Genomic DNA, 18,818 nt, shown 5'->3' on the forward strand with positions numbered 1-18,818 from the left:
AACGAATGATTTAATTTACAGATTGGGAAATAAGACCAAACCGGATACTTTCGCATAGAGTATTCGGTTTTTTTATGGATGACACAATTATTATCTCTCTATGTTAATAAGTAATACAATTGTGCGTATTTTTTTGTCGTTATGGTTACGAATGAGTTTGTTATCTCTTCGTAATTAGCTTTATTTACTGAAAAAACAAACGATAAAGAGTAAATTTACATACGTGTATTGTCACTATTCAATAAGTTTAACACCTTATAATTAAGTGCTTTTTTGATTGTAAACACCTTGGATTTATTGGTGTGAGTGATAAATTATAGGGCTACATCACACTTCATCATTAACATGTGAATAATCGCCTTAAAACTATTGATCAAATTCGAATGGCTCGTTATTATAATGAGCATATAATCATACAATAACATATTTGGAGTTCAACATGACTAAACCTGTAATTGGTTTCATCGGCCTAGGTCTTATGGGCGGCAACATGGTAGAAAACCTACAAACACGCGGCTACCACGTAAACGTAATGGATCTTAGCGAAGAAGCGATGGCACGCGTTACAGCTCGTGGTAATGCTACAGCGTTTACTTCTGCAAAAGAATTAGCAGCAGCAAGTGACATCGTTGAGTTTTGTCTTACTACTTCAGCTGTTGTTGAAAAAATTGTTTACGGTGAAGATGGTGTTCTTGCAGGTATCAAAGAAGGTTCAGTATTAATTGATTTCGGTACTTCTATTCCAGCTTCTACTAAAAAAATCGGTGCAGCACTTGCTGAGAAAGGCGCAGGCATGATTGATGCTCCTTTAGGTCGTACACCGGCACACGCTAAAGATGGTCTTTTGAACATCATGGCTGCTGGCGATATGGATACGTTCAACAAAGTTAAACCTGTTCTTGAAGAGCAAGGCGAAAACGTATTCCACCTAGGTGCTTTAGGTTCAGGTCACGTGACTAAGCTTGTGAACAACTTCATGGGCATGACTACAGTTGCAACGATGTCTCAAGCGTTTGCTGTTGCTGAACGCGCTGGTGTTGATGGACAACAACTGTTTGATATCATGTCAGCAGGCCCATCTAACTCTCCGTTTATGCAGTTTTGTAAGTTCTACGCAGTAGATGGCGAAGAGAAGTTAGGCTTCTCTGTTGCAAACGCAAATAAAGATCTTGGTTATTTCCTTGCGCTTTGTGAAGAGCTAGGTACTGAGTCTCTAATTGCTCAAGGTACTGCTGCCAACCTACAAGCCGCTGTTGATGCTGGCCTAGGTCAAAATGACGTACCAGTTATTTTTGATTACTTCACTAAACTAGAGAAGTAATAACACATAGCCTTACTAGGGCACTCAAGGCAACCAAATCTTAGAGTGTTTTAGTAGGGCTAATTTCTTATCTCCTTTCTTATTTTTTATTCATCTACTCTTCGCGTTAGGCTTGTTAATTATCTTCGATAGCACCTCATTATCTTATTGCTTACCCTTCAAACTTTATCTTTACCATTATATTGATTTATCGTCATGTTCTTAAATGAAATGTATGATTAATCTTGTGGTTTTTAACATTTTCAATATCTAAAATATCGATGTTAAAAACGGAAGTTTTCTTATTTATAATTGTAAATGTTATCAATATCTAAGTTTTATCCCTATTTTTAAGCTCAATCATGATTAACTTCTCACATCTACAACCCCTTAATTTCTCCTTTTTCATATGTGTTAAAATAATACAAATAAAAGCGCTAAATAACTCTCTTTTCACTGAGGTATAACTCAGTACTCATTACCAATAAAGGATTGAATAATGTTAAAGAAAAATAAGCTAACCGCTGCATTATTGGCTGTTGTTCCAATGGTTACTTTTGCGAATAATGGTGTTGTAGAACCAGTTCCCGCTGATAATTTTGATATGCGTAATTGGAAGATAACCATTCCATCTGACATTAATGAAGATGGTCGTGTTGATGAGATAGAAGGAGTCGCGATGATGAGCTACTCACATAAGGATTTCTTTCATTTAGATAAAGAAGGCAATCTTGTATTTGAGGTTCAAAACCAAGCGATCACAACCAAAAACTCAAAAAATGCACGATCAGAGCTTCGTGAGATGCCACGCGGTGCTGATTTCTCGATTGATACTGCCGATAAGGAAAACCAATGGGTGTTATCAAGTCACCCTAGCGCGAGCGCATACAGTGCAATTGGCGGTACGTTAGAGGCAACGTTAAAAGTAAACCATGTTCCGGTCAACGCTAAGTTTCCTGATAAATACCCTGCATATTCCGTTGTTGTTGGTCAGATCCACGCGAAGAAACACGATGAGCTTATTAAAGCCGGTACTGGCTATGGTTATGGTAACGAACCATTGAAGATTTTCTATAAGAAGTTCCCAGGACAGGAAATGGGCTCGGTGTTTTGGAACTATGAACGTAATTTAGAGAAGAACGATCCTAATCGTGCAGATATCGCTTACCCTGTTTGGGGTAACACTTGGGATAATCCAGCAGAGCCGGGTAAAGCTGGTATTGCACTAGGTGAAGAGTTCAGCTATCGCGTTGAAGTAAAAGAGACCATGATGTACTTGACTTTTGAAACAGCACGCCATGATAAGGTCACTTATGAAATTGATCTTAGTAAAGGGATCGACAAACTAGATTCACCTACTGGTTACGCAGAAGATGATTTCTACTTTAAAGCAGGTGCGTATGGTCAATGTAGTGTGAGTGAATCTCATGCTGTTTGGGGTACAGGTTGTGCCGGAACTGGTGATTTTGCAACTGACAAAAAAGCGGGCAACTACAGTAGCGTTACGTTTAGTCAACTTGAGTTGAATAAGTAAGTTAAGTAAAAGCTAGAATGATAAAAAAGACCGCTAAATTATCAGTAATGCCAGTCAGTTAAGCTGACTGGCTTTTTATTTTCCCAAAAAGGGTACTTCACGGTTTTTACTTTAACTCTTTATGGATAACTAAAAGAAAGGCTGAAATTAATTAGCCTTTCGTCTTGGTAGTTACTCTCTGTGTCGTAGTATGTCGAAGTAAGTCGTTTGAGCTACAACACCTTCACCAACAATAGGATTCATAAAGAACGGTTTAATTACTCGTAAACTGTCACCATTACTACCGTCTGGTTTCTTACTATCGAATGTATAACGAATCGTATAGTAGTTTGGTGTCTTGCTTTGGTCGTTAAATGCCGCCTTCATTTCATTATACCAATCAAGAGGAGCGCGAACACGAATCGGTTTCTCCGCAGAGAAATGATAACCCCCTAAATCCACAATACCTTCAGGACAAACAGCTAATGGTGCTTTATCGTAACCACAGTTATCAATCCAGTCTTTACCACCGAATGAACCTCCTTTACCAGTACCTGTGAATGCAATATCTTTCATTTCCACGGTCTTAACAGGGTTAGTTAGGTTTTTAGTATCATCGGTAGCGTGTACAAAGAACTCAACTTTAACTGAGATAATCTCCTTATCAGCTTCTACAGATGCCTTCACTAATTCTGTAACCTCTTCTTTAAAAGGAACAATAGAGGTACTATGGTGTCCATCATTTAACGAGAAGAACGGATAGAATCCATGAGACGGGTACATGGATAGACCGATAGGACGCTTACCTTTAGGGTATGCATTGTACGGGATAGATTGTTCATCACCTCCTAACCCTGCGCCATTCATAAAACCAGGTTCTCCACCGTATACCATCCAAGTGTAAGCGTATCCGTGAGTCATACTTATCCCCACATCTTTCTGTCCCCAATTCATAGCGGCGTTACGGTGTCCGATAGAGGATATGTTGCTATGGCTACTTTCATTCCAAACAAAAGATAGTCCGAAATTACCACCAAACGAAAACTTTGTTGCATTAACGTAGTCCCCGTCCTTTTTAGGACACTCACCCCAAAGGTTTGAGGTCTCTCTTGCTTTGTGAGCATAGTCGTACATTACGCGAGAGATTTTCTTCTCTTGTGCTTCTTCCCATTTTGGGTCGTGGTTATTACTCAAACCAGACCAAGCCGCCGTTTGCGCTAGTACTTGCTTATAACCAGACATATAAACACGGGATAAGCCTGATAAGCCACGAACAAAGTTATAATAGCTTAGGGTGTTTTCTAGGTGCTCTTTGTTAATTAGGCCAATGTAGTGCTCCCCTTCGTCCCATACTGGAACTTCATCGTAAATCGGTTTCTTTAGGTCATATTCTTTCTTAAGGTTTTTAACACCACCTTGAGAGTGAGGGATAGAGTCATACCAAGTAATTAGGTCATGCTTCTTAGTACTACCCTCGTCACCACCTGTAACTGAAGCGTCGTTGTAAGAGTTTGTAGGTTCATGCGCAAATATTACAGGGTCACAAGGGAATACTGGTAGGTTAGTAAGCAACGTCTCTTTGTTATAGAAGTCAGGCACAAAAGGAGTAGACGGCTCAAGACCTACTAGAGGTGGTATTACAGGAATACTAGGCTCAAGCGGAGTTGATGGCTTAACATCAATAACAGGCGGAATGGCATCGTTATGGCTGATATCAATTTTTTCATTTTTGCATCCAACTAAAGCTAGGCAAACAGATACAGCTAAGAACTTTTTATTATGTAACATTGTATTATCATTGAGCGTAGGAAATAAATAGCAAGAAGTATACAATTTTTTTCTACAAAGGAGTATCAATAGTAAGATAAGTGATGCTACTGGAAAATCTCGCTCAACTATAAAGCGAGTTAAATCTGCCATGGGTAAGAGTTAGCTTGAACTGGGATAACAACAACATCATTACGATAAGATTAAATACCAATGGTTGGTAATGCCTGTTATTTTAAGCTGACTGGCTTTTCTATAGCCACACATTTACTACACAATTCAAATTAATTTATCTAATACCATTTATTATCAAATGGTTATAAATACTTCTCACCTCAAACTTCCCTCACATTTGTTCGTTATTCTAGCTACAGTTAGGCAATTAGGATATTTGAGCATGAAAAACATCAAAAAATTAGTGATGGTCACTTTACTTGTTATCGCTACTGGTACTGTCGCCACGTATTTTTATATAAAGAATGATACTCCAATGGTGGCTTATTCTACTGAGCCCGTTCGCGTTGGAGACATTGAAGATGTCGTGCTTACTAATGGCGTGTTATATCCCTACAAAATGGTGAATGTGGGGGCTCAAGTGTCAGGAAAATTAGAAACGATAGCCGTTACGGTTGGCGACACACTTAAAGCTGGTGATCTTATTGCTCAGATTGATAACCTGTCACAAGAAAATGCGCTAAAGGAAGCACAAGCATCACTGACTAACATTAATGCTCAATATCGCGCAAAAACAGCACAGATTTATCAATCAAAGCTTGCCTTTGAAAGACAAAAGACGATGCTACAAAAAAACGTTACTTCGCAATCTACGTATGATGCGGCAGAAGCTGAACTCCTTGTTTATAAGGCCGAACTCGACCAATTGGTTGCTGAAAAAGAAAAAGCACTGATCAGTGTGGATGATGCTCAGTTAGATTTAGGTTATACAACCATTGAATCGCCGATTGATGGTACGGTTGTTTATGTCTCAGTTGAAGAGGGACAAACGGTAAATACTAACCAATCGACGCCTTCGATTATTGAAGTGGCTCAACTTGATGTTATGACGATTAAGGCGCAAGTGTCTGAAGCAGATATCATTCACATTGCGAAGGGACAACTGGTGTATTTTTCGATTTTAGGAGCACCACAACATAATTTTTATGGTGAACTTAAATCAATTGAGCCCGGCCCAACCCTTCTTACTGGCGATGATAACGAATTAAATATTGGTGACAACGACGCGATTTATTACAACGCATTATTTGATGTCGACAACAGTGATGGACTGCTGCGTTTTGGTATGACAGCGCAAGTGTCAATTGTGCTAGATTCAGCAAAAGAGGCGTTATTGGTTCCATCTCAAATTCTTACTCGTAAGCTTAAGGGTGAAAACCGTTATCGCATTCCTGTACTAGTTCGGGGTACGCTAGAAATGCGAAACGTTGAAATTGGTATCGACAATAAAGTGTATGCACAAGTATTGAGTGGATTAGAGCAAGGCGACCAAGTGATTATTGGGCAAGCGAATATCAAATCATCATCAAGTTTTGATATGTCATCAACTTTAGGGCAAGACAAAGGCGGACGTGGTAACGGTGGCCCTGGAGGTCGTGGTCAAGGCAACGGCGGGAGATCTTGACCATGAATGAGGTACTATTAGAAGTCTCAGGTCTGAGTCGTCGTTTTCCTGCAGGCGATGAAGAGTTAACGGTATTAAACAACGTTAATCTCACCATACGTCGTGGAGAAATGATCGCGATAATGGGTGCATCCGGATCCGGTAAATCGACCTTAATGAACATTTTAGGTTGTTTAGATACTCCTAGTGAAGGTGGTTACTTCGTTAATGGTCGAGATACATCGTCAATGAACTCAGAAGAATTAGCCGAGTTACGACGTGACTATTTTGGTTTCATATTTCAGCGTTATCATTTGTTAGATGATCTTACCGCTATCGGTAATGTTGAAATTCCGGCACTTTACTCAGCAGAGAATAAATCGTCTCGTCAAGCACGAGCAGAGCAGTTGTTAGATAGATTGGGATTAGCCGATCGCATGGGTCATAAGCCAAGCCAACTCAGTGGTGGTCAACAACAGCGAGTCAGTGTCGCTCGTGCTTTAATTAATGGTGGTACGGTGATCCTTGCCGATGAGCCAACGGGTGCGCTTGATAGTCATAGCGGTAGAGAAATGATGAACCTGCTACGTGAGCTACACCAGCAAGGACATACCATTATTCTGGTTACTCATGATCCTAAGATCGCCGCCTCAGCAGAGCGTGTTATTGAGATCTCTGATGGAGAGATTGTTAGTGATAGAACTAGTGAGAACAATAACAACACAACCTTAAATGAACATGCTGAAACGGATATTCCAGAAGCAAGTGTTCCAAAAATAAGCGCTTTAGAGATAAGTATTAAAGAAAAACAAAGTACAAATGCATTCACCTTCAAGCCATTTTCTGTACAGTGGTTTAGCGTTGTTGAAGCGTTCAAAATGTCGCTGTCGGCAATGAGAAGTCATCGCCTAAGAACATTTTTAACCATGTTGGGGATTATTATTGGTATTGCTTCTGTGGTATCAGTGGTGGCTATTGGTAATGGTTCACAAGCACAAGTGTTGTCAAGAATAGCTTCAATGGGTACCAATACCATTGAAATCAAACCAGGGTCAGGCTTAGGTGACCGACGTGCGGGGCGAGTAAGAACACTGACGGCAAGTGATGCGGATGCTTTAAAAAATCTATCCTTTGTCGATAGTGTGACGCCGACCGTGCGTGCTAATGTTGCAGTGCGTTATGGTAATGAGGCAGTAACAGCAGAAGTGCAAGGCGTTGGTCCTGACTACTTTCGTGTTCAAGGTTTTGAGGTAGCGCAAGGTCAATTATTTGATGATGAAAGTGTCGATACTTTAGAGCAAGTAGCGGTCATTGATAACAATACTTTAAATGATCTTTTCCCAGATGGTGATGTACTTGGAAAAGTCATCTTCTTAGGCCGTTTACCTGTGCGTATTATTGCGGTCACTGAAGCAAGGGAAATGGCGTTTGGCAACAGTGATGCTTTGAATGTATGGTTACCTTATAGTACGGTGAATTCTCGTATTTATAGCCAAAATTACGTTAATGATATTACGGTCAGAGTGAGCGATGAGGTATCCAGTACCGCCGCAGAGCAAGCGATTATTAACTTGATAAAAATGCGTCATGGTGTAGAGGATTTCTTTACTGTAAATACGGACACGGTAAGAGAGAATATAGAGCAAACCTCGTCAACGATGACCTTACTTATCTCATCCATTGCCTTTATTTCACTGGTGGTTGGTGGTATTGGTGTTATGAATATTATGCTGGTGTCGGTAACTGAACGAACACGAGAAATTGGCATTCGTATGGCGGTTGGCGCAAGGCAAACCGATATTTTAAAACAATTTTTAATTGAAGCTGTTTTGGTATGTTTGTGTGGTGGTGCTTTAGGTATTGGGTTAGCTTATGTTGTAGGGTTGATTATTTCATCGACGAGCAGTGACTTGGATATGATTTATTCGACAAATTCAATTGTTGCGGCGTTTATTTTCTCAACGCTGATTGGGGTTATATTTGGTTTCTTACCTGCCAGAAATGCAGCAAAATTAAACCCTGTGGATGCGTTATCACGAGGATAAGGAAAGAACGTTGAAGATAGCTCACAAGTGGAAAATAGCTCATAAATTGAAGATAAGTTATAAGTTGAAACTCATTCATAAGTTCTTCTTCGCTTTTTGCATCACAAGCTTTGTGGCGGTATGCATTATGCTTGCACTGATCATGCAGAATTTGTCATCAGGTTTTCATGATTTTATTAAAGAGGCTGAATCGAGCTATATCGAACAAGTCAGCCAAAAGTTAAGTGAGCATTACCAAGCGAATGGTTCGTGGCAGTCGTTAAAAGAAGATGAGAAAAATTGGCGACGTTTGGTTGGTACTCGAAAAGGCCCTGAAGAAAATAAGTCACTATCTCTACCGACCGATACAACAGGAATGAGCCAATTACTTCAAACACAGAGAAGACTCAGTTTGTATGATGTTAATAAAGAGGTCGTGGTAGGAAAACCTAGAATGGATGAAAGAGTTACCACTCAACACATCATGTTAGAGGGGGAGGTGATTGGGTGGTTAAGTTATGTCCCTTCACAATTGGCTGATCAAAGCCCTGCCAATGCGTTTTTGGCTGAGCAATACCAAAGTTATATAGCGATTACGTTCGCTGTTATTGCCCTTGCGTTTGTGACTGCTTGGCTTGTTTCTCGTCATTTAGTCGCTCCTATTTTTAGGGTAAACCAAGGCACGACTCAGTTAATCCAAGGTAATCTTTCTACCAGAGTAGCGAGCAGTAGCAGTGATGAACTTGGCGTTTTGACAGACAATATTAACGTTCTCGCTGAGACATTGGAAAAGAACAAAACAGAACGTTCAAAGTGGATGTCAGATGTGGCTCATGAGCTGAAAACCCCCCTCACCGTAGTTCGAGGGCAACTTAACGCTATTCAAGATGGGATTTTTAAAGCGGATGAAAAACGCTTGCAGGTGATGATTGATCAAATTGATGGTATGAGCCATTTAGTGGGAGATATTTATCAATTGTCTATTACCGATATTGGTGGTTTGTCTTACCAAAAATCATCATTCAATCTGGTTGATCTTCTCAAAGACATTTCACTTGGTTTTAAAGTTAAAACGGATGAATTGGGGCTGAGCTTGGTGTGCGAGCCCTTGTATAGAGCAGAGAATACGGCGTGTGTTGTCATGGCTGATCGAGAGCGTTTAACGCAGTTGTTTACCAACCTATTGGAAAATAGCTGTCGTTATACCTATGCTTCGGGAAAAATCGCTTTATCCGTTAGCAATGACAATAATACCGTTGAAGTCGTTATTGAAGATACGTCGCCATCCATACCAGAGCACGATTTTACACGGGTATTTGAACGTTTTTATCGAGTTGAACAATCTCGCAGTCGCGAGCATGGTGGTTCCGGTATTGGTTTGGCATTGTGTAAGCAAATCATCGAGGCACACCAAGGCACTATTTGCGCTAAAAAGTCAGAGTTAGGTGGTGTTAAAATGGTGATAACCTTACCGAACCATAATAGTAGATCACGATAAGACTTCGATAGAGGAAAAGAAAATGAAGGCGCATATTTTGATTGTGGAAGACGAGGAGTACATTGCTGAAGTCTTAATTGCGTATTGCCAAAATAGTGGTTTTGAAGTAACTCATCTCGCATCCGGTGCCGAGGTAGTCGCTACGGTAAAATCACAGACCTTTGATTTAATGCTGCTTGATCTCATGTTGCCTGATATGGATGGTATCGAAATTTGTAAACAGGTACGTCAGTTCTCTCAATTGCCTATCATCATGGTGACCGCAAAAAGTGAAGAAATTGATCGGTTGATTGGTTTAGAGTTGGGAGCCGATGATTATATCTGTAAACCGTTTAGCCCAAGAGAAGTGATAGCGAGGATAAAAACGGTACTGCGCCGAGCTCTGGTGATTCACCCTAAGCTTATGGCACAAAGCCCTGAGTTAATTTTGGGATCATTTGTGCTGAAGCCAGATGAGTATGAAGCGCGATTTAACGGTCACTTTCTCGATCTCACACCGAAAGAGTTTATGTTACTTCGAATGTTAGTTGAGCATCCGGGACGAGTCTATACCCGTGATGATATTCTCAATGCGCTTTACAGTGATTTTGCCGATGTATCGGACAGAAATATTGATACTCACATTAAGAATATTCGTAAAAAAATACACGCGGTTTCGCCAGTATCGAACCCTATTCGTTCCGTTTATGGCGTAGGTTACAAACTCGATATGTCAGATTAATGTTTTCTTTGCTCCTCTATTCTCTAATAACAAATAGAAGATAGATAATATTACGAATAAAGAACAATAAAAATTAGTCGTACATGAGCTTACTGGCTTTTTGCATATCAAATTCTTTTAATGACTTTCTGGCGAGATGTCTAAACGGCAGAGCTTTAACCACTTCTTCAAAAGGTTGAATTGCAAACGCCCAAAAAATAGAACCATCAAAGCCAAAAATAATCAAAGCACACAATGGGATAGAGATAATCCATTGCCCAGTGAAATTTATTTTAAATACATCCGTCGTTTTACCTAATGCTCTTAATACATGACCGTGAACGGTGTTGTAACCACGCACAATAGGCAAAAATATATAGAGTGGCGCAATAACAGAAAGTGCATGATAAGTTGATGGGTCTAAATCTGAATACACGCCTGAAATAATAAAGCTAAGCCCGAAGAAAAACAGAGCGCAAACAAAAGAGATCCCAACAGCAACATCAATACTGACATTTACGTTTTTGGTTAAATCATTCATCTTTTTAGAACCAATGGCTTGGCTGATAGTAATGGCTGATGAGTGGGCCCAAGCGGTAATAAACTGCGTACCAGCACGTATCCACGGCATAATTAAGGTAATTGCTACATAGGCATTAATGTTTAATTGTGAGTACAGCAATTGATAAATGGTTGCGCCGATTGAAAGCATAACAACATTAGCGGCAACAGGAAAAATCTCAATAAAATGGTTTTTAATATTGGTAAGAAATAGGGTTTTGGTTGTTTGCAGTTTGATGGTGACATTAGCATCATAATGGACGCACAACATTAAATATATCAATCGAATAGTAATGGCAATCAGGCTGCCTAATGCTGCGCCTTCAACCCCAATACCACCAAATGAAGCCACGCCATGAATAAGTACGTAAGATAAAATCGCATTAATCGGCAGTTCAATTAAATAGCCTTTGAAAGGAATGTTGGTGCGTCCAAGCCCATTAAATAACGCAATAATGACTTGGGTTAACGCCGTAAAAATCACCAAGTATTTTGAAAAATCAAGATAACTGCTGATCTGTAAATGAAGTGATTTATCTTCAGTTAGGGCTTGAATTAAAGATTGTTCAAAAATGCTCAATAACGCCAAAAAGAATAAGGCGACAGCGGTATTAATAGCCAGACCTGCCCAGAAAGCTTTTGCCAGTGATGATTTTATTCCTGAGCCTACGGCTCGACTTAACACCAATTGCGTACCGTTTGCCAGCGCCATTTGAATACCAAGGATAAAGGCGATTATCGTTGTTGCAATCCCCATTGCTGCAAGAGGAATTTCACCTAAAGGAGAAACCAGCAGTGTATCTATCATTAGCATTGATTGCATGAGTAATGCATTAAAAGCTAAAGGCCAAGCAAGTGAAAAGTTTTTTCTGACGTAGGATTGGGAAGACAAAATAATACCTTCTAATAATGGTAAGCCCCCTCTAATAGAAAAGGGGGCTAAGTGTTAGGCTGTTAGTTTTAATTGAGCTAACTTTTGATTTTCATCATCTAATAGCACGCGAGAGGAAGTACGCGCTTGATTTGCATTTCCTGACATAATGGCATCGTAAATCGCTTTATGTTCATCTAGGCAAAAACGACCACCTTCTGCTGAGTGGTCAATAAATTGCTTAAAAATTGTAGATAATATTTTACCAAATGGAATATAAAATTGGTTACCCGTTGAGAGAAAGATAGTTTGGTGAAACAGATGATCATTAACGGTCCAATCTTCATAATCAAAAGTGTGTGCAGCAAGAGACATTTTTTGAAATAAGACCGAGAGTGTTTTACGTTGCTCAACGGTAGCGTTGGTCGCAGCTAACGCACAAGCTTCGGGTTCAATTGCTTTACGTAGCCCGAGAAACTGTGACAGGAAAGGCTTAGTATCCTCTATGTCTTGGATCCAATCTAATAGTTGAGGATCTAAGAAGTGCCATTGTGAGCGCGGTTGAATACGAGTTCCTACTTTAGGTTTTGATTCAATTAACCCTTTCGCAGATAGCAATTTGGTGGATTCTCTAAGTGCGGTTCTACTTACACCAAAAACCTTACAAAGCTCCATTTCGCTTGGTAACTTCTCGTTTTCTTGAATATCGCCAGATAAGATCTTACGAGCGATTTGCCTCGCCACTTGGACATGAATGCGGCAGCTTGAATCATCCACCAATGAAAATATTGACATGTACACCACCTGAAATTTAAAGATGAAAATATAAGAAAAAGTCAGTTAATATCTGGCTCTTTGGTATTTAGTGCATACGTTTATTGAAAACGACACGTTAAGTAAGCGATTGGTTATTATTTTTTATACTTACTTGTTATTATAATACAATAATACCTTGCCTATTCAAGGACGTAAGAAGAGAAACGGCTGGTTGAAGGGAATAAATGAACAAATTAAGATTCATTTTGTGATTTTGCTCATACAAAAAGTGAGAAGTATTTGTATTAATAAATAAACAAGTTGAATGCATGAGATCTTAGAGTTTAAGGGAGTTCACGTTCTTATTGTACTTATTTGGTGCATTATAAATTCAGTGCTATAGTGCAGTTAAATAATACATATTAATGAATTGAAGTGAAAATATGTCTGGTTCTTTTAATGTAATCTCTGGCTCAAAACGAAGCCTACACGTACAAGTTGCTCGTGAGATCGCTCGTGGGATCTTATCTGGTAAATTACCTCAAGGTTCAATCATTCCGGGTGAAATGGCATTATGTGAGCAATTTGGAGTAAGTCGAACGGCACTTAGAGAAGCCGTAAAACTTCTTACATCAAAAGGTTTATTAGAATCACGCCCTAAAATTGGTACCCGTGTGGTAGACCGTGCATATTGGAATTTTCTTGATCCACAATTGATTGAGTGGATGGATGGATTAGCAGATGTTGACCAGTTTTGTTCTCAGTTTTTAGGTTTACGTCGAGCGATTGAACCAGAAGCATGTGCACTTGCGGCTAAATTTGCAACGGCAGAGCAACGCATTGAACTGTCTGAAACTTTTCAGAAAATGGTAGAAGTGTCTGAAGCAGAAGAGTTTGTTCAAGCTGACTGGACATCAATCGATACTAAGTTTCACAGTCTTATTTTTAACGCGACGGGTAACGACTTCTATTTACCTTTTGGAAATATTCTTACTACGATGTTTGTTAATTTTATCGTCCATTCTTCGGAAGAAGGCAGTACCTGTATTAATGAGCACCGCCAGATTTATGAAGCGATTATGGCTGGTAATAGTGACAAAGCACGTCAAGCATCAGCGAATCATTTGCAAGAATCAAAACATCGATTGGCATAAAAGATAGAGTTATTTCTTAAAAAGCATACTTAGGTATGCTTTTTTTATGCCTGAATAAATTGTGCTTCTCTTTATAAGTTATATAATAATACTAATTAAATCATGGAGAGTATTATTATGCCTCAATCCCTATTGCCAAATATCATTCAATTCATAGGGCAGATAGACCCTTTTGATAAAATACCAAAAGAAGCATTACGAGAATTGGCTGCATATATTCAAATCACGTATTTAAGTAAAGGCGAAGTGGTGGATATGTGTGAGGTAGGGAAAGAGAAGTCCTTATATATTATCCGAACTGGCTCGATGGAACAGAGGAAGTCCGATGGTGTGTTACGAGCAAGGTTAGGCTCTGAAGACTTATTTGGTTTTACTTTTCTTGATTCAGACATGGATGATGAAAAAGGGTATCGAGCAACCGCAATCGATAATACGTTACTTTATATAATTCCTCATTCTGCTCTACAAACCTTGTTTAAAACATATCCAACTTGTGCAGAGCATTTTGCATCGCAAGCTCAGGTTCGTTTGAAATCAGCTTTGGATGTTGTGTGGTCAAATAAAGAAAAAGGCTTGTTTATTCGTAAAGTCGAGGACGTTGCTAGTGGACGAGTTGCTGTAGTGACTTCAGATCAGAGCATTAAACAAGTGGCGCATGAAATGCGAATCGTGCACCGTACTTCATGTGCAGTTATTTATGAAGACGACAAGATCATTGGGTTAATAACCGATAGAGATATGACTAAAAGAGTGATTGCTCACGGGGTATCTTATGATCGACCAATACGTGATGTGATGACGCATTCCCCATTGACTATTAAGCCTGATGATTTGGTGTTACATGCAGCATCGGCCATGATGCAATTCAATATTCGTAATTTGCCCGTGGTAAAAGACAATAAAGTGGTTGGTTTACTTACGACTTCTCATCTGGTTCAAAACCACCGTGTGCAGGCTATTTTCTTAATCGAAAAAATTAAGTATGCCGGAAGTATCAAATCATTGGCAAGTTTTACGCCTGAACGCCAAGCTATTTTTGAAGCGTTAGTCGAAGGAAAAGTATCGCCAGAAGTCATTGGTAAAGTGATGACAATGATCATGGATGCGTATACTCGCCGTATTATTCAAATTGCGATGGATAAATTAGGCCCGCCGCCATGTGATTACTCGTGGATAGTAGCAGGCTCCCACGCTCGAAACGAAGTACATATGTTGTCTGATCAAGACAGTGCGATTGTGCTTGCTGATGATGCAACAGAGAACGATAGAATTTACTTTAAACATTTAGCGATGATTGTGACTAATGGGCTAGCAAGTTGTGATTATCCGCTATGCCCAGGGAAATACATGGCAGCAACACCAAAGTGGTGTCAGCCTCTCAGTGTATGGAAACATTATTATAAAAAATGGGTTGCTAATCCTGAGTATGAACGCTTATTGAATATCAGTGTGTTTTTAGAAATTCGTACTGTTTACGGTAACAGTGAGTTTGAATCAATCTTAAGAGATGAGCTTCATAGTAATATTCGTAATAATCGCGAGTTTTTAAGTACATTAGTGAGAGATGCAGTCAATACAAACCCTCCTTTAGGGATCTTTAATAGTTTAGTGCTAGAAAAATCCGGCGAGAATAAGAAAACATTAAATGTAAAAAAATACGCAATTAATTTAGTTATCGATCTTGCTCGAATATACGGATTAGCCGTTGAATGTGATTTATCGGCAACGGATGAACGCTTTACTGCAGCTAATAAAAAAGGGATGTTGAGTGATGATGCGTTTAAAAATATTTTAGGCGCGTATGAATTTATACTGTCTTATCGTTTTAGTCATCAGTTAGAAGCATTGAAAAGAGGGGAAGAGCCAAATAATAATATTGACCCGAATAGCTTTGGTAGTTTTGAACGTAAACATTTAAAAGATGCCTTTAGAATTATTGCCGATCTTCAAGAAGGTGCAAAAGTACGTTTTGGGAGTCGATAATGAAAGCTTTATTAAAATATTTGCACCCTTTAGAGCAAATGAAAAGAAAACGAAAGCAATATATTACAACGGTTAATTTACCTGAAATATTAAACGAGTTAGTTGAACAACCTTGTCCAGAGCTGACTGATTTAGCCAAAAACAGTGATTATATTGTACTTGATTTAGAAACGACGGGATTAGACAGCGAAAGTGATTTGATTTTATCAATGGGGTGGGTCGATGTTATCAACAGTAAAATTGATTTAGCTTCTGCACAACATTTGTATTTAACTAATGATTCTCAGATTAAACCTGAGACGGCGATTATTAATCACATAACGCCACAAATGTTAGAAAAAGGAGCTTCTATTCATGATGGAATGGCGGCGTTTTTTAAAGCTGCTCAAGGCAAAGTAATTGTTGCCCATGCGTGCGTAGTTGAGCGCAATTTTATCAATCACTACTTGTTTCATACTTATGGCTTACGTGAATTGCCATTACTTTGGTTAGATACATTGTGTATTGAGAAAAAACTAGAAAATGCCATTAGTCATCATGAAGATATTGATCTCACCTTATCGTCTACTCGTAAACGATATGGCTTACCGGAATATAATGCACATAACGCATTAGCGGATGCCGTTTCTACTGCGGAATTACTGTTAGCCCAACAGAAAAGAATTACACCAAATTCAGATGTTACTATCGGAGTTATGTATAAATTAAGTGTGTAATTTATACATAACTATAGATTCATATAAATAAAGCCAGCGTATTTGCTAATGCCGATCAGTTAGTCACTTTATTGAGTAATTATGCACTATTTATTCAATGTCTAATAGATATGGCAAAGTACCCGTTAAGAGAGTGAAAGATAGATACAACAAGGGCTCCAGAATGATTGTAATAAATTCGTCTGAAGCCCTTGTTTTTATTGATGTTCGCTTAACTGACTGGCATTAGCGTATTTGCTGGCTTTATTTTTATTAAGAACGTTTTCGTTAGAAGCTGTACGTTACCCCTACACGGCTTCGAAGTTGACGGTCATCTGAGGTTGAAGAGACAGATACGTTACCGAACTCTACATATGGACGCCATGCCCAATCAGATTCTTTGTAACCAATCTTAAGGTTCATATCCCAGTTCATGTCTTTATTATTAAAGTAGACTTGGTCATCTAAGCCTTTTTCATAGTTTGCTTCAAAGCCAAATTGTAGATTCTCATAGTTATAATCTATGTTACCTGTGACTTTACTTTTTTGTTCCGTGCTTTCACCACTTTCATCGGTGTAATCACGGATTTCATGACGGTAACGAAGTTTTGCTTTTATGCCAGAATCAAAGGCATATTGAACTCGAACTTGTGGTTTATAGGTAACTTTATCACCACTGAATGTGATCGGCATACTTGGTTGTATTAACCAGTGTTCGGTTACTTGAAATCTATACCCGTATTCAAACTCATTATCAGCAGATTCCCATTCAGAGAAGGGTTGACCTTTTTGTTTTGCTTCAAGGCCAAAATAATGGTTTCCTGTAGAACCACCGATTTTTATACGACTCGCATAGCTTTCGCTTTCATGCTTATATTCTTGACGAACATCTAGCGAAGCAGCCGCTAGGCTTCCTGCAAAAAGAGTAGATACGACTGCTAATGCTATTTTATTGTATTTTTTCATTATTTTATTCCACGATTTAATGATTATAATAGATGTAGGTTTTATTTCTGTTTCAAGTAAAGTAATTCGATGTCACGTTGTGCCCATACTTCAGCGAGATTTTTTTTCACTGTGAATTGGCTAAAATCGGTGTCTGTTGCAAGGTTTACCCATTCAGGTTTATCCATCGCAATCCCTGCTTTCAGATAAATAGGAGTCATACGTTCAACACGGCGGCGTTTGTCTTTTTGTGAGTATGGCCATGTTTTATCTAAATCTTGATAATTCGCCATTAATTGAATACCTGCCTCTAAAGAACCTCCTTTTTTATTGGTGTAGTGCCATAGATCAATGCCAACTTTATCGCCAATTTGTGCAATACCAACTAATGGATCTAAGCTAAAGTAGTGGTAGTGGTATGCGCGGGTACGCTCAATTTCATGAGGTTGAGAGCCGTCTTTTTCAAATTGTGTATCAACGCGCATTTTTCCTTTTTGTACCATCTGTTTAGCTAATGCATCGTTACCTAAGAAGTAAGAAATGCCTGCAATTTGAAAGTCGTACCAAGTGCCGTGATTATTTTCAGAATAGGCTTCGCCTTTAGGACCACCAGATAAATCGTCAACAATCATCCAATCAAGGTAATCGGTATACCATTGAGTAATTTGTTGCTCATCGTTTTCTGTCCAATGAGGGGATTTAGATAAAATAGCAAAGGAATCAAGCATACGATCAGCAAGAGTTCGTGTATCTATAATGCCACTTCGACGGCCGTCAGCTCTGCCTGGGACACCTTGAGCAAAATTAACGTTTGGATTCATTTTAGTATCGTCATTAATGAACCAAGTTCTTACGTATTCAATACCTTGTTGTGCGTATTTTTCGTCTTGACTGAAATAATAAGCAACAGCAAGAGCACGGACTGAACGGGTAAAATGCCCAATTCGTTTTGAGTCAGTCTCGTCTGTTTTAGAGGCTGGATTTGTTTTTCCATCATGGCGGATCCACGGAAGACCATCTGATTTATTCTTATCTGGCCACCAATAAGGACTAATACTTAAATAGTCATGTTTGTCACCACTAGGTGGCACCATTCCTTTTGCGGTTACGGTAAAAGGACCATCTTTCATTGCAAGTTCTGCTTCTTCAATGGTTTTTTTATATGCATCCGTCATTGATGCTGGTGCATTATCTGAATTGAGTAGTGTGCGGTTTGCTTCGAGTGTTGCTTCTTCTAAAAAGACAAAGTTAGCGGCTAAAGATTGAGTACTAAAAGTGATAACACCGATACAAGCAGCAAGGGGTAAGAGCTTATTAGCTTTCATGTAACTACCTTTTATTTGAATTAAAATAATACAAATATGGTATGTATTCTGTTCTTAATGATCTGTGAAATAGATCTAGTTGTGGATATAAATCGACCATACTTTAAA

14 protein-coding genes are annotated in these 18,818 nt (G+C 39.0%); 9 read left to right on the top strand and 5 right to left on the bottom strand.

Annotated features, from left to right (window positions below; genetic code table 11):
• Positions 1-439: 439 nt before the first annotated feature.
• Together BTO22_RS11705 and BTO22_RS11710 are read left to right on the top strand one after the other, a co-directional pair.
• The gene (locus tag BTO22_RS11705; protein ID WP_061004126.1) at positions 440-1,321 is read left to right on the top strand and encodes an NAD(P)-dependent oxidoreductase; all 882 of its coding nucleotides are present in this window, start codon (positions 440-442) and stop codon (positions 1,319-1,321) included.
• 478 nt (positions 1,322-1,799) lie between these two features.
• Positions 1,800-2,834 (top strand): polysaccharide lyase family 7 protein, encoded by a 1,035-nt coding sequence (locus BTO22_RS11710; RefSeq protein ID WP_105055686.1) that lies wholly within the window; start codon positions 1,800-1,802, stop codon positions 2,832-2,834.
• Positions 2,835-3,005: 171 nt separating this feature from the next.
• Here the strand turns inward: BTO22_RS11710 and BTO22_RS11715 are convergent, their stop codons facing one another.
• Positions 3,006-4,601, bottom strand: a complete 1,596-nt coding sequence (locus BTO22_RS11715) for a hypothetical protein (RefSeq protein ID WP_105055687.1) — start codon at positions 4,599-4,601, stop codon at positions 3,006-3,008.
• A 376-nt stretch (positions 4,602-4,977) separates the two neighbouring features.
• Between BTO22_RS11715 and BTO22_RS11720 the strand changes: the two genes are divergently transcribed.
• The 4 genes from BTO22_RS11720 to BTO22_RS11735 are packed head-to-tail and all read left to right on the top strand — an operon-like array spanning position 4,978 to position 10,441.
• Positions 4,978-6,219 (top strand): efflux RND transporter periplasmic adaptor subunit, encoded by a 1,242-nt coding sequence (locus BTO22_RS11720; RefSeq protein WP_105055688.1) that lies wholly within the window; start codon positions 4,978-4,980, stop codon positions 6,217-6,219.
• Between the two features lie 2 nt (positions 6,220-6,221).
• Positions 6,222-8,243 (top strand): MacB family efflux pump subunit, encoded by a 2,022-nt coding sequence (locus BTO22_RS11725; RefSeq protein WP_105055689.1) that lies wholly within the window; start codon positions 6,222-6,224, stop codon positions 8,241-8,243.
• A 46-nt stretch (positions 8,244-8,289) separates the two neighbouring features.
• Positions 8,290-9,720: an ATP-binding protein gene (locus BTO22_RS11730; protein WP_105056550.1), complete on the top strand. Its 1,431-nt coding sequence runs from the start codon at positions 8,290-8,292 to the stop codon at positions 9,718-9,720.
• Positions 9,721-9,742: 22 nt separating this feature from the next.
• Positions 9,743-10,441: a response regulator gene (locus tag BTO22_RS11735; RefSeq protein ID WP_105055690.1), complete on the top strand. Its 699-nt coding sequence runs from the start codon at positions 9,743-9,745 to the stop codon at positions 10,439-10,441.
• 73 nt (positions 10,442-10,514) lie between these two features.
• On the opposite strand, the gene BTO22_RS11740 is transcribed toward BTO22_RS11735, so the two are convergent.
• A complete protein-coding gene (locus BTO22_RS11740; RefSeq protein ID WP_061029092.1) occupies positions 10,515-11,804 on the bottom strand; it encodes an MATE family efflux transporter in 1,290 nt (429 codons plus the stop codon).
• 123 nt (positions 11,805-11,927) lie between these two features.
• The gene (locus BTO22_RS11745) at positions 11,928-12,647 is read right to left on the bottom strand and encodes a FadR/GntR family transcriptional regulator (RefSeq protein WP_061004141.1); all 720 of its coding nucleotides are present in this window, start codon (positions 12,645-12,647) and stop codon (positions 11,928-11,930) included.
• Positions 12,648-13,051: 404 nt separating this feature from the next.
• On the opposite strand from BTO22_RS11745, the gene BTO22_RS11750 reads away from it, so the two are divergent.
• The 3 genes from BTO22_RS11750 to BTO22_RS11760 all read left to right on the top strand — a co-directional run bounded on the left by BTO22_RS11750 (position 13,052) and on the right by BTO22_RS11760 (position 16,461).
• Entirely contained in the window at positions 13,052-13,762 is a 711-nt protein-coding gene (locus tag BTO22_RS11750; protein ID WP_105055691.1) for a FadR/GntR family transcriptional regulator, read from the top strand.
• Positions 13,763-13,879: 117 nt separating this feature from the next.
• The gene (locus BTO22_RS11755; protein ID WP_105055692.1) at positions 13,880-15,745 is read left to right on the top strand and encodes a DUF294 nucleotidyltransferase-like domain-containing protein; all 1,866 of its coding nucleotides are present in this window, start codon (positions 13,880-13,882) and stop codon (positions 15,743-15,745) included.
• Entirely contained in the window at positions 15,745-16,461 is a 717-nt protein-coding gene (locus tag BTO22_RS11760) for a 3'-5' exonuclease (protein WP_061004145.1), read from the top strand. The genes BTO22_RS11755 and BTO22_RS11760 overlap by 1 nt, the downstream gene beginning before the upstream one ends.
• A gap of 267 nt (positions 16,462-16,728) precedes the next feature.
• Here BTO22_RS11760 and BTO22_RS11765 read toward each other — a convergent pair whose 3' ends face one another.
• Together BTO22_RS11765 and BTO22_RS11770 are read right to left on the bottom strand one after the other, a co-directional pair.
• On the bottom strand, positions 16,729-17,406 hold the full coding sequence (locus BTO22_RS11765) for an oligogalacturonate-specific porin KdgM family protein (protein ID WP_060993246.1): 678 nt from the start codon (positions 17,404-17,406) through the stop codon (positions 16,729-16,731).
• 41 nt (positions 17,407-17,447) lie between these two features.
• Positions 17,448-18,710, bottom strand: coding sequence for an alginate lyase family protein (locus tag BTO22_RS11770; protein WP_060993247.1), 1,263 nt, complete (start codon positions 18,708-18,710; stop codon positions 17,448-17,450).
• Positions 18,711-18,818: the final 108 nt, after the last annotated feature.

Source organism: Aliivibrio sifiae (assembly GCF_002954705.1).
In the GTDB taxonomy this organism is placed as follows: Bacteria; Pseudomonadota; Gammaproteobacteria; order Enterobacterales; family Vibrionaceae; genus Aliivibrio; species Aliivibrio sifiae_A.

Excerpts from the sequence above, each read along its gene's own strand:
- BTO22_RS11705 (WP_061004126.1), top strand. The coding sequence starts at position 440 with ATGACTAAACCTGTAATTGGTTTCATCGGCCTAGGTCTTATGGGCGGC.
- BTO22_RS11710 (WP_105055686.1), top strand. The coding sequence starts at position 1,800 with ATGTTAAAGAAAAATAAGCTAACCGCTGCATTATTGGCTGTTGTTCCA.
- BTO22_RS11715 (WP_105055687.1), bottom strand. The coding sequence starts at position 4,601 with ATGTTACATAATAAAAAGTTCTTAGCTGTATCTGTTTGCCTAGCTTTA.
- BTO22_RS11720 (WP_105055688.1), top strand. The coding sequence starts at position 4,978 with ATGAAAAACATCAAAAAATTAGTGATGGTCACTTTACTTGTTATCGCT.
- BTO22_RS11725 (WP_105055689.1), top strand. The coding sequence starts at position 6,222 with ATGAATGAGGTACTATTAGAAGTCTCAGGTCTGAGTCGTCGTTTTCCT.
- BTO22_RS11735 (WP_105055690.1), top strand. The coding sequence starts at position 9,743 with ATGAAGGCGCATATTTTGATTGTGGAAGACGAGGAGTACATTGCTGAA.
- BTO22_RS11740 (WP_061029092.1), bottom strand. The coding sequence starts at position 11,804 with ATGCAATCAATGCTAATGATAGATACACTGCTGGTTTCTCCTTTAGGT.
- BTO22_RS11745 (WP_061004141.1), bottom strand. The coding sequence starts at position 12,647 with ATGTCAATATTTTCATTGGTGGATGATTCAAGCTGCCGCATTCATGTC.
- BTO22_RS11750 (WP_105055691.1), top strand. The coding sequence starts at position 13,052 with ATGTCTGGTTCTTTTAATGTAATCTCTGGCTCAAAACGAAGCCTACAC.
- BTO22_RS11755 (WP_105055692.1), top strand. The coding sequence starts at position 13,880 with ATGCCTCAATCCCTATTGCCAAATATCATTCAATTCATAGGGCAGATA.
- BTO22_RS11760 (WP_061004145.1), top strand. The coding sequence starts at position 15,745 with ATGAAAGCTTTATTAAAATATTTGCACCCTTTAGAGCAAATGAAAAGA.
- BTO22_RS11765 (WP_060993246.1), bottom strand. The coding sequence starts at position 17,406 with ATGAAAAAATACAATAAAATAGCATTAGCAGTCGTATCTACTCTTTTT.
- BTO22_RS11770 (WP_060993247.1), bottom strand. The coding sequence starts at position 18,710 with ATGAAAGCTAATAAGCTCTTACCCCTTGCTGCTTGTATCGGTGTTATC.